We start from the raw sequence: 11,347 nt of genomic DNA, 5'->3' as shown, positions 1-11,347 counted from the left end.
GACCGCGAGCGACCCGCCGCCCGGCAGCAGGGCCAGGGAAGCGCCTGGCTCTGGCTGTCGCCGCCCAGCACGGTGACCACGCACACGCCTGGTGGCCGACAGCGCTGCCGGATGGGCCGATGGCCTGTCCTCGTCGACCTTGGACCGGTGCTCCGGTGGACTGGTGGAGGGTGGGGGCGGTGAGGGGGGACCGCGATTTCCGGTGGATCCGGTCAGGGGGTGGCGGCGGGCTCCGGGGTGGGCCTTCTCCATCGTTTCGGGAGGAGGCCGTCCAGGTCGAGCAGGGTACGCATCCGCCACACCGTGGCCGCCCAGCCGCCCCCGCCGACCATCAGGGCCAGCACCAGCGACGGGCCGGTCGCGCCCAGCGCGGCCGCGCACAGGGCGGGCACCGCGCCGAACCACACCAGTGCCGCGCCCGCGGCCGCCGCCCAGCGGGCGCTGAACGGGTGCACCCCGATCATCCGGTGCAGCTGGACCAGCGGCAGCAGGTTGCGCACCCCGATCGCCGCCGCCCACGCCAGGGCCGCCCCCACGGCGCCCAGCGGCGGGATGAGCACTGCGCACAGGACCAGGTTGGCCGCCAGCGACAGCAGGTTGTTCGCGAGGTTCCAGCCGGTCCGGCCCGCCATGGTGAGCAGCAGGTCGCCCATGCCCAGCGACGCCGAGGCCATCTGCGCCACCGCGACCACCACCAGAACCCCCGCACCGGCCGCCCCCGCGTACCCCGGCCCGAACAGCCCCATCACCAGCGGGGCGTACACCACCGCCGGGAGGAACAGCGGCCAGGTCAGGCAGATCAGCCACGCCGTCGCCGACCGGTACAGCCGCGCCGTGCCCGCCCGGTCGTCCACGGCGAGCATCTCGGCCAGCCGGGGCCCAGCCGCGAACTGCACCGCCTGCGTCGCGAACTGACCTGCCACCAGCAGCCGCGTCCCGGCGGTGAACACCGCCGCCGCGGCCGCCCCCTGCACCGCCGCCACCAGGACGATCCCGGCGCGCTGGTTCCCGATCTGCGCCACCTGCGCCACCGAGCGCGGCAGCGTGAACCCCCAGAACTCGTGCGGAGTGACGGGGGCGGGGGGTGGTTCCCTCGGCTCCTTCGGCGATGTCGGCGGGGCCGCCTCCGGCGCCGCCGCCTTGCGCACCACCCGGCGCAGCCACAGTGCCGCCACCACCGCCGCGGGCAGGTACGGGCCCGCCCACGCCACCGCCAGCAGCCCCGCCGAGCCGGCCGCCGCCGCCCCGAGGACCAGCAGCACCTGCCCCAGCGGGCGGCCGACCTTCTCCACCGCGGCCGTCGCCGCCATGTCGTGGTGGGCCCGGGTGGCCGCCAGCAGCGCCTCGGTCACCGCCGCGAACGGCAGGAAGGCGGCCAGCAGCCTGAGGTACACCGCCGCCCCCGGCTCGCCCGCCAGCTCCGCCACCGGCCCGGCGAACACCGCCATCGCGGCGCCGAGCGCGAGCGAAGCCGCCGCCACCGGGACCAGCGCCGTGCACAGCAGGCGCCGGGTCTGCCCCGCGGAGCCCAGCGCCCGGGTCCGGGCCAGGAAGTACACCAGCCCGTTGGCGGTGCCCAGCTGCGCCACTGCCGAGGCGATCAGGAACACCGACGTCGCCGCGAACAGCAGCCCCGCCGTGTCCTGGGAGAACCCGCGCGCCACCGCCACCACCAGGGCCAGGTTGAGCCCGGCCCCGGCGACGGCGGCCGCCATGTTGAGCGCGCCGCCCCGGGCGGTGCGGGCGACGGCCTCGGCTCCGCCCCGGTCCTCGCCGCCGCGGGTGGGGGTGGGGCTCTCGGTGGCCATCGTGCTCCGCTCGGTCGTCGGTGTCGGGGGGAGTACCGGTCAGTGGCGGTGGGTGCCGGTCAGTGCCGGTCGGAGGTGTACCGGTGGGCGTCGGCGGAGGTGCCCGTGCCGTTCCCGCCGGGAGCCGGTCCGGGCGCGGTGCCGGGGGCCGCACCGTCTTCGCCGACCTCTCCGTTGTCGGCCTCCCCGCCGTCCTCCTGTGCCTGGTGGCGTCCGCTCAGGGCGCTCCGGCCCCCGCCGCCCGGATCGCGCCACGACGGGGTCCGCCCCCACCACTCGGCCAGGCGCTCGTCGGATTCGGCGAAGGCGTCCTCCAGCCGCCTGCGCAGCCGCTCGGGCAGCTCCGTGCGCGGCCGGGCGTTGTGGTGGCCGAACACCACCCCCGGGCAGTGCCGCACCCCCAAGAACTCTTCCAGCTCCGGGAAGTGCCGGTCGGGGTCGGCGAAGAAGCGTTCGGCGTCCACCACGAACATGCGCTCGCGGCCCACGTGCCGCTCCAGCCGCAGCAGCTGGTCGACGTAGCGGCCGCGCGCCACGTAGGCGTGGTGCTGGTGGTGGTGNGGGGGAGCGGCGCCCAGCCGCTCCTCCTCGCCCGCGAGGCGCTCGTCCTCCAGGTCCAAGGCGCGCTCGAACGGCTCGGTCTCGAACCCCCGCGCGCTCTCGTGGCTGTGCGCCGAGTACGCCCGCTCCACCGGGTCCCGCAGCATCACCACCACCTTCGCCTCGGGCAGGTCCGCGGCGATCCGCTCCGCGCACAGCGGGTGGAACAGGTAGTAGGGGCTGGACTCGCCCACCACACCCCCCGCGCCCCCGGCGGCCGCCCGCACGGTGCGGCGCAGCGGGAACCGGCTCCGGTACCACTCGGTGCCGCGCCCGTAGGCGGTGTCGAAGAAGTGCACCCCCTTGCGCAGTCTGGGGCCGAGCACCTGCGGGTGCTGGACGAGCGCCTTGTACAGGGTGGTGGTGCCGCAGCGCTGGGCGCCGGCGATCAGGAAGTCGGGGAGGGCACGGGAGCGGCGGCCGACATGGCCGACCAGGTCGGAGGCGGTGAGCGCGGCGTTCTTCAGGGGGGTCGGAACGGACCGTCCGGCCGTAGGCAAGCGCATGGAAGTCCTCACGTGGTCGGGATGGTGCCCCGGGTGGGTGCGGGGTCGTGCGGCCGGAGCGGGCGGTCCGGTGCGGGCGCGGGGCCGACGGCGCCCCGGGGCGGCGCCGTCCGGCGGTCATCTGCGGGGTCCGGCCTCGTGCGCCGCGCGCTCGCCGAGCCCGTCCAGGGCGGGCAGGAGCCAGTCGTCGACGGCCGCGAGCGGGCTCCCGGCCTCGTCCTGGCGGTCCTGCAGGTACCGGGTGGCCAGGTCGACCAGGTACAGCGCCATCACCACCGGGACCGCGTGCGGGCGCAGCCCCGCCTCGGCCACCAGCGGGTCGCACAGCAGCCGCGAGCCGCTGTCCAGCCACCGCTGCACCCCCGCCTGCACGCCGCCCTGCACGCACTCGTTGAGCTCGTAGTGCAGCGCGTCCATGCCCAGTGGGACCCCCGGCTCCAGGCGCTCCCAGTCCCACACGAACGCGCGGCGCGGCGTCCCGGCGATGTTCCACCGGGTCAGGTCGCCGTGCCAGGCGCCGAACGGGAGCCGCACGTCCGGCAGCGCCTCCAGGGCCTTGCGCAGCCGCGGCGCCTCCGGCCTCCCGGCCAGCGCGTCGATGCGCCGCTCCAGGTGGGCCCGGTAGGGGCCGGTGCGCAGGTCCCCCTCGGCGATGCCGTCCATGGCGGCGATCTGCAGCACGCACCGCAGCAGCTGGCGCCGGGTGGGCCGGTCGGTCTGGTCGCCGACCGGCAGCGCCTCCTGCACCAGCAGGGGCCGCCCGTTCCACTCGCCCTCGTACATCAGCCGCGGCACGGTGACGTCCGGCAGGCGGGCCTCGGCCAGCCGTCTCAGCGCCCGGGTCTCGGCCCGCACCAGGCGCGAGGTGAGGTCGTTGACGCCCACCTTGGCGTAGCCCACCGCCCGCCCGGCGGGGGTGAGCAGGAGCAGCACCGGCTTGCGGTTGGCGCGCGGCGGCCCCACGTGGATGGCGATGACCACGTCCCGGTCCAGGGCGGCGCCCAGGGCGTGCTCGATGGTGTGGCCGGTGCCCACGTGCAGCCGGTCGCGCAGCAGCAGCGGCGCCACCCCGCTGGCGAAGGCGGTGGTGAGCAGGGCGGCCCGGACCCGCTCGCGGAAGGAGTGGCGCTGGGCGAAGGCGGCGATGCCGCGCGCCGCCGCGTACCGGTTGGTGACAGGCAGGATCACCCGAGGATTGTGCGCGGACGGCACCGGGAGGTACTCGCGCACGTGTGCGGCGGGGTGCTCGGGCGCGGGGACGCGTCTCTCCGCGCATTCGGCGCCGCGCCCCAAGAGCCCGCCGCAGGGCCAGAGCACCTCGGCCAGGTCCGTCAGATAGGTGGTCTCCCCGTTCACCGCGCGACACCCCCCGCCGCCGTCGCGGGTACGGCACCGGGGGCCCGCCGCCAGAGCAGTGCGATGCCGGTCATCGTGACCGCCAGCGGTGCCGTTAGCGCGACATAGAAGAACATGTACCAGAAGAGCAGGAGAATCGATAGAAGGGCGGCGGACCCGACCGCGCCCCGTTCTCCCCGGTGGCGCCAGGCGGCCGCGGCGAAGAAGCCGAGGAACAGCCCGGTGCCCACCCACCCGTTGGAGATGAGCGTCAGCCAGAACTGGCCGTTGTTGCCGATGGTGTGGTTGCCGCAGCCGGGGCACTCGGGGGAGGCGCCGATCGCGATCGAATCGGAGCTGCCGAGCATGTCGCGGGTGGTGCCCCAGCCCAGCACCGGCGACTGGGCGGCGGCGTCGAGGGCGGCCCTGCTGGTGGCGGCCCGCCCGTCGTCGCTGTGCGGGTTGGCGATGCGCTCGGATACCACGCCCATCAGCGGGGAGGCGGCCAGCGCGGCGCACAGGCCCGCGACCGCCAGCACCCCGGCGAGCGCGGCGGCGGCCCGGCCCGACCGCACCAGCTGCACCAGGGCGAACACCGCGGTCAGCGCCAGCCCCACCCACAGGGCCCGGTTGAGCGAGTGGACGACGGGCAGGAAGGACACCGCCACCGCCGCCAGGCCGGCCCAGCGGCGCCACCCGCCCCACCCGCGGCCGGTGAGGATCCACCCCGCCGCCAGCCAGGGCAGCAGCAGCGACAGCATGTTGCCCCAGGTGTTGGTGTAGGGCCACGGCGCCTTGGGCCGCGCCGTCTCGTACCCCAGGACGTCGTCCATGATCTGCGACGACGACGGGTGGATGAGGGCCTGGACGTAGGAGTCGGAGGCGATGCCGCCGGGAAGCAGCGCCTCCAGCGGCGAAGTGAACCCGAAGTGCGGGGCGGCCATGCCGAGGAGGCCCCCGGCCGTCGTCGCGAGGAACAGCCACCCGAGCGCGCGGGCGATCCGCGCGTCCGGCAGCTCGTCGCGGCCGGTGTTCCCGATGAAGAGCAGCAGCACCGTCAGCGCCAGGTAGTGGCCGAGCCGCACCAGCGCCCCGAGCACGCCGCCCGACCCGGGCAGGGTGCCGTCGGGCACCATCCCGATCATCGCCATCCCGGCGGCCGCCCACAGCAGGAACAGCGCCCACAGGCCGAAGCCCGGAGGCAGCCGGATCCCGCGCTCGCGGTGGCGGCGGACGAGCCCGGCGGCCATGGGCACGGCGAACACCCAGAAGGCGAAGGGGCCCAGCCCCAGCGCCCACCAGAGCGGGTACCCGGCGAACAGCCAGACGACCGGCCACCCCGGTGCGAAGAGCCGGGAGGCGAGCGGACCGGGGGCCGGGCGGGCCGCCGCCCCTCCTCCGGGCGGCCCGGCCCCCGCCCGGGTCGAGGCCCCCATCAGCGGTGCGCCCCGGCCTCGGCGGGCTCCTCCTCGTGGGCCCGGTCCGCCGACCCCTGGTCGGCGTCCGCCTCTTCCGGAGCACGGTCCCGTCCGGCGGCGGGCGGGACCGGCCGGGCCTCCTCCACGGCGGCCTCCTGCGCGTCCGCGTCCTGCGTCTCCTGCGCCCCCTGCGCCCCCTTCGCCTCCTGGGGCTCCTGCGCGGCCGCGGCCGTCCCGGCCCGCGCACGCGTCCGGCGCTCCAGCGCGAACGCCGCGCCCGCGCCGACGGCCAGCCCCAGCATGCCGCCGCCCGCCAGCCACAGCACCGGCTGCGGCGACGACGGGGCGTCCGGCAGCGCGGCCGGGGTGAGCACCTGCCCCGGGATCAGCGACGCCTTGGCCGCGGTCAGCGGGCCGGTCTCGGCGTTGAGGTCGGAGATCTCGCTCTGCACCGCCTCCAGCCGCGCCTCGGCCCGCGCGCGCTTGGCCGCGCCGCCCTTGGCGGCGGCCTCGGCCAGCTCCTCCATCTCCTCGGTGCGGGCCTCGGTCTGCTCGTCCAGGGCGCCGATGCGGGCGTCGATCAGCTCGCCCACCCGGGCGCTCCGGTCGGCCAGGTAGGCGTCGGAGAAGGCGGTGGCGCCGTCGCGCGCGGCCTCCGGGGACGACGCGCTGTAGGAGATCTCCAGCACGCTGCTGTTGGGCGGGACCTCCACCTCCACCCGCTCGCGCATCTCGGCCGGGTCCTCCCCGCCGAGCTGCCGGTTCGCGGCCGAGGCGACCCGGGCCGAGGTCGCCACCTGGGCCTCGGTGTCCAGGTTGACCTCCCCGTTGGTGCGCCCGGACAGCTCGCCGGTGAGTTCGGCGACCCCGGTCGGGCGCACCTGAACCGCCGTGGTCGCGGTGTAGGTGCGGGGTGCCAGGGCCAGCCCGGCCCCCGCGATCGCCAGCCCGGCGGCGGTGGCGGCGGCCACCGTCTTCCAGCGTCGGCGCAGCGTCTGGGCGCAGTCCCTCAGGTCCGGTCCGGCGGCGGAGGTCTCCATGCGGCCCTGGTCCTTCCTTGACTACCACTAGTGGTGAATTTTCGAATACCTAGAGTAGTCGTTTTCGGGCTCTGGGGAGGGGAGCTCCGCGCGTGATTCGAGGACAACCGAAACCGGCGGCCCTCATGGCGTGTCCCGGACCCGGCCGCAGAACGCGAAAGGGCCGCCGCGGACGTCCGCGGCGGCCCAAGGGCGTGCTTCTCGGATCAGGCCCTACCGCGCGGCGCCCAGGCACGGCCCTCGCTGCGCTCTCATCGGTCGTCGGCCCGCTGACCGGCTCTTCCCCCGGCCGCATGACGCCGCCGGTGGCGTCTACGGACCTGACCCGGGAAACGCTCTAGAGCACCGGCCCGGCGGCCCTTCCGTGCGGTCAGCCCGTCGGCTCCTTGGCAGCGGCCGGCTGGAACAGCGCCGAGACCAGGTCCGCGCACCACTCCAGCAGCTCCAGGTCCTTCAGCGGGCGGCCGCCCAGCCCGCCGGACTTGGGGACCGGGACCAGCAGGGTGTCGGTGGTCTCCTTGAACACCGCCTTGGGGTGCAGGCGGCGCATCCGCAGCATCTGCGACTCGCGCATCCGCGCGGGCGCGAACCGGATCTGGGAGCCCTGCAGCACCACGTCGGTCAGCCCCGCCGACTTGGCCAGCACCCGGAACCGCGCCACCTGGAGCAGGTTCTCCACCGGCTCCGGCGGCGCGCCGTACCGGTCCACCAGCTCCTCGCGGGCGGCGGCGATGTCCTCCTCGCCCGCGACCCCGGCGATCCGCTTGTAGGCCTGCAGCCGCAGCCGCTCGCCGGGGATGTAGTCGTGCGGGATGTGCGCGTTGACCGGCAGCTCGACCTTGGTCTCGACCTCCTCGGCCGCACCGTCGCCGCGCAGCTCGCGCACCGCCTCGCCCACCATGCGCACGTACAGGTCGAAGCCGACCCCGGCGATGCTGCCGGACTGCTCGGCCCCCAGGATGTTCCCGGCCCCGCGGATCTCCAGGTCCTTCATGGCCACGTACATCCCGGCGCCGGTCTCGGTGTGCTGGGCCACCGTCGACAGACGCTCGTAGGCCGTCTCGGTCAGCGGCCGCTCCGGCGGGTACAGGAAGTAGGCGTAGGCCCGCTCCCGGCCCCGGCCCACCCGGCCGCGCAGCTGGTGCAGCTGGGACAGCCCGTAGGTGTCGGCCCGGTCCACGATCAGCGTGTTGGCGTTGGGCACGTCCAGGCCCGACTCGACGATGGTGGTCGACACCAGCACGTCGAAGTTCTTCTCCCAGAAGTCCACCATGACGCGTTCGAGCTGCTGCTCGTTCATCTGCCCGTGCGCGTAGGCCACCCGCGCCTCGGGCACCAGGCGGCTCAGCGTCGCCGCCACCTTCTCGATCGACGCCACCCGGTTGTGCACGAAGAACACCTGCCCTTCGCGCAACAGCTCGCGCCGGACCGCCGCGGCGATCTGCTTCTCCTCGTAGGGCCCGACGAAGGTGAGCACCGGGTGGCGCTCCTCCGGCGGGGTGAGGATGGTGGTCATCTCCCGGATGCCGGTCAGCCCCATCTCCAGGGTGCGCGGGATCGGGGTGGCCGACATGGCCAGCACGTCCACCTGGGTGCGCAGCTTCTTCAGCGCCTCCTTGTGCTCGACCCCGAAGCGCTGCTCCTCGTCGATGATCACCAGCCCCAGGTTCTTGAACCGGTTCTCGCCGGACAGCAGCCGGTGGGTGCCGATGACGATGTCGATCTCGCCGGTGCGCAGCCCCTCCCGGGCGGCCTCCACATCGGCGTCGGTCTGGAACCGCGACAGGGGCTTGACCGTGATCGGGAACGAGGCGTAGCGCTCGGTGAAGGTCGACAGGTGCTGCTGCACCAGCAGCGTGGTGGGCACCAGCACCGCCACCTGCTTGCCGTCCTGCACCGCCTTGAACGCGGCGCGCACCGCCACCTCGGTCTTGCCGTACCCCACGTCGCCGCAGATCAGCCGGTCCATCGGGACCGACTTCTCCATGTCCTGCTTGACCTCCTCGATCGCGGCGAGCTGGTCGGGGGTCTCGGCGTAGGGGAAGGCGTCCTCCAGCTCGCGCTGCCAGGGGGTGTCCGCGCCGAACGCGTGCCCGGGCGAGGCCTGCCGCGCCGAGTACAGCCGGATCAGGTCCCCGGCGATCTCCCGGACGACCTTGCGCGCCTTGCTCTTGGTCTTGGCCCAGTCGGACCCGCCCATCTTCGACAGCGTGGGCGCCTCCCCGCCGACGTAGCGGGTGACCTCCTCCAGCTGGTCGGTGGGGACGAACAGGCGGTCGCCGGGCTGCCCGCGCTTGGACGGCGCGTACTCGATGACCAGGTAGTCCCGGGTGGCGCCCTGGATGTTGCGGCTGACCATCTCGATGTAGCGGCCAACGCCGTGCTGCTCGTGCACCACGTAGTCGCCGGACTTGAGCTGCAGCGGGTCCACCGCGCCGCGGCGGCGGCTGGGCATCTTGCGCATGTCCCGGGTGGAGGCGCGCTGCCCGGCCAGGTCGGTCTCGGTGAGCACCACGGTCTGTACCGACCGCCACACGAACCCCTGCTGCAGCAGCCCGGTGGCGACGGTGGCCAGCGCGGGCTCCGGCGGCTCGGGCAGGTCGGCGCTGAGGCGGGTGCCCAGCCCGGCGCCGCGCAGCATGTCGGCCAGCCGCTCGGCCGGGCCGTGCCCCTGGGTGACCATGACGACCCGCCAGCCGTCGTGCAGCCACCCCTTGACGTCGGCCAGGGCGCGCTCGGTGTCGCCCCGGTAGGCGTCGGCGTCGGAGGCGCCCAGCGTCAGCGTGGTCTGGGCGTCGTCCTCGTCGCCGGACTCGAACGGCGACAGCGTCCACCAGGGCTGGCCCAGCTCGGCGGCCTGCGAGCGCACGTCGGAGATGGACATGTAGGCCGAGGCGCCCAGGTCGATGGGGGCCTCCCCGCCCGAGGCGGCGTTGATCCAGGAGGCCTGCAGGAACTCCTGGCTGGTGGCCTCCAGCTCCAGGGCGCGCGTGCGGATGCGCTCGGGGTCGCAGGCCACGATCTGCGCGCCCGCGGGCAGGTAGTCGAGGAGCGGGTGCATCCGCTCGGCCAGCACCGGGGCGAAGGCCTCCATGCCCTCCACGGACACGCCCTCGGCGAGCTTGTCGAGCACGTCGGCGAGCTGGGGGTGCTCGGCGGCCAGCGCCGCGGCGCGCTCGCGCACCTCGGGGGTGAGCAGCAGCTCCCGGCACGGCGGCGCGAACAGCCCCTCGGCGGCCCGGCCGTCGGTGCCCTCGGGCAGCGACCGCTGGTCGGCCACCTGGAAGTAGCGGACCTCCTCCACCTGGTCGCCCCAGAACTCCAGGCGCAGCGGGTGCTCCTCGGTGGGCGGGAACACGTCCACGATGCCGCCGCGCACCGCCACATCGCCGCGCTTCTCCACCAGGTCCACCCGCGCGTACCCGGCGTCGACCAGCCCGGAGACGACCTCCTCCAGGTCCGCCTCGTCGCCGCGGCGCACCCGCACCGGAACCAGCTCGCCGAGCCCGGCCACCAGCGGCTGCAGCACGCTGCGCACCGGCGCCACGACCACCTTCAGCGGCGCGGCCAGCGGGTCGGACGGGTCGGGGTGGGCCAGGCGGCGCAGCACCGCCAGCCGTTGGCCGACCGTGTCGGAGCGGGGGGAGAGCCGCTCGTGCGGCAGCGTCTCCCAGGCCGGGAACAGCGCCACGGACTCGGGCGGCAGCAGCGAGCCCAGCGCCTCGGACAGGTCGGAGGCCTCGCGCTCGGTCGCGGTCACCGCCAGCACCGGGCGCCCGGCCCCGGCGGGGGCGTCGGCGGCCAGCGCGCCGACCAGGAAGGGGCGCAGCGAGCCGGGCGCGACCAGGTCCAGGCCGGGACCGGCGCCGGTACGGGCGGTCTCGACGGCCCGGGTGAGCGCCGGGTCGCCGGCGACGGTGGCGAGAAGTCCAGAGAGGCTCATGGCACCAATCAGGGGCGTGTGACGACAGGTCCGGTCGCGCTGGCGGGCGCGCGGCGCTCCGCGCGGGTGCGGTGGAGGCCGGGCGGCCGTGCCGGTCCGCGGCCGCGGGGCGCCGTCGGGCGATTCAGCGGGCTCCCCCGTGCCAAGACTACTGCCGCCCTGGGACGGAAGGAGGCGGCCCACGAGGTCCCGCCGGGGGCGGGCGCGGCGCGGTCCGCACATGCCGGTCAACACCTGGGCGGCCCCCTGTGTTCCCGGCCCGGGGGCCGCGCCCCCTACGCTGTGCTGCGACGGGACACCCAGGCGCCCCTCGGGCGCGGGCGAGCGGAGGTCGCAGTGCACACGGGCACCGAGAACGGGAACGGGGCGCCGGTCCACACGCCGGACCACGCCGCCCTCGCCCACCTGGAGCTGATCCTGAGCGGGGCGTACCCGCTCCCCGGCTTCATGGGTGAGGCCGAGGCGCAGGCGGCGGCGGGCGGCGCGCTGCCGGACGGCACCCCGTGGCCGATCCCGGTCACCCTGCCGGTTCCGGCCGATCTGGCCGGCGCCGAGCGGGTGGTCCTGGCCGACCCGGAGGGGGCGCCGCTGGCCGACCTGCGTGTGCACGGGGCGTGGGAGGCCGGGCCCGACGCGCCCGACGGCCTGGGGCCCGGCCACCGCCTGGCCGGGGAGGTGCGGCTGGCCGGGCCGCCCG

General features: G+C 75.5%; 5 protein-coding genes and 2 pseudogenes. 1 reads left to right on the top strand and 6 read right to left on the bottom strand.

Annotated features, from left to right (window positions below; translation table 11 throughout):
- Positions 1-212: 212 nt before the first annotated feature.
- From D476_RS0125880 to mfd, 6 genes and pseudogenes are all read right to left on the bottom strand, one after another.
- Entirely contained in the window at positions 213-1,808 is a 1,596-nt protein-coding gene (locus D476_RS0125880) for a lipopolysaccharide biosynthesis protein (RefSeq protein WP_017626818.1), read from the bottom strand.
- A gap of 248 nt (positions 1,809-2,056) precedes the next feature.
- Positions 2,057-2,914 (bottom strand): annotated as a pseudogene (locus D476_RS34595) (sulfotransferase family protein); the annotation flags it as partial.
- Positions 2,915-3,031: 117 nt separating this feature from the next.
- Positions 3,032-4,270 (bottom strand): phosphotransferase, encoded by a 1,239-nt coding sequence (locus tag D476_RS0125870; protein ID WP_017626816.1) that lies wholly within the window; start codon positions 4,268-4,270, stop codon positions 3,032-3,034.
- A complete protein-coding gene (locus D476_RS0125865; protein WP_017626815.1) occupies positions 4,267-5,685 on the bottom strand; it encodes a hypothetical protein in 1,419 nt (472 codons plus the stop codon). The genes D476_RS0125870 and D476_RS0125865 overlap by 4 nt, the downstream gene beginning before the upstream one ends.
- On the bottom strand, positions 5,685-6,707 hold the full coding sequence (locus D476_RS34590) for a YveK family protein (RefSeq protein WP_017626814.1): 1,023 nt from the start codon (positions 6,705-6,707) through the stop codon (positions 5,685-5,687). Before D476_RS34590 ends, D476_RS0125865 begins: the two co-directional genes overlap by 1 nt.
- A 370-nt stretch (positions 6,708-7,077) precedes the next feature.
- Entirely contained in the window at positions 7,078-10,650 is a 3,573-nt protein-coding gene (gene mfd / locus D476_RS0125855; RefSeq protein WP_017626813.1) for a transcription-repair coupling factor, read from the bottom strand.
- A gap of 336 nt (positions 10,651-10,986) precedes the next feature.
- On the opposite strand from mfd, the pseudogene D476_RS34585 reads away from it, so the two are divergent.
- A pseudogene (locus D476_RS34585) lies at positions 10,987-11,347 on the top strand (adenylyl-sulfate kinase); the annotation flags it as partial.

The sequence above is a fragment of the Nocardiopsis chromatogenes YIM 90109 genome (assembly GCF_000341185.1).
Taxonomy (GTDB): Bacteria; Actinomycetota; Actinomycetes; order Streptosporangiales; family Streptosporangiaceae; genus Nocardiopsis_A; species Nocardiopsis_A chromatogenes.
The sequence above is the reverse complement of the archived record's forward strand: the minus strand, read 5'-3'. Positions and strand labels throughout refer to the sequence as shown.

What these genes read in the sequence shown, in the direction of transcription:
- D476_RS0125880 (WP_017626818.1), bottom strand. Translation starts at nt 1,808, where the DNA reads ATGGCCACCGAGAGCCCCACCCCCACCCGCGGCGGCGAGGACCGGGGC.
- D476_RS0125865 (WP_017626815.1), bottom strand. Translation starts at nt 5,685, where the DNA reads ATGGGGGCCTCGACCCGGGCGGGGGCCGGGCCGCCCGGAGGAGGGGCG.
- D476_RS34590 (WP_017626814.1), bottom strand. Translation starts at nt 6,707, where the DNA reads ATGGAGACCTCCGCCGCCGGACCGGACCTGAGGGACTGCGCCCAGACG.
- mfd (WP_017626813.1), bottom strand. Translation starts at nt 10,650, where the DNA reads ATGAGCCTCTCTGGACTTCTCGCCACCGTCGCCGGCGACCCGGCGCTC.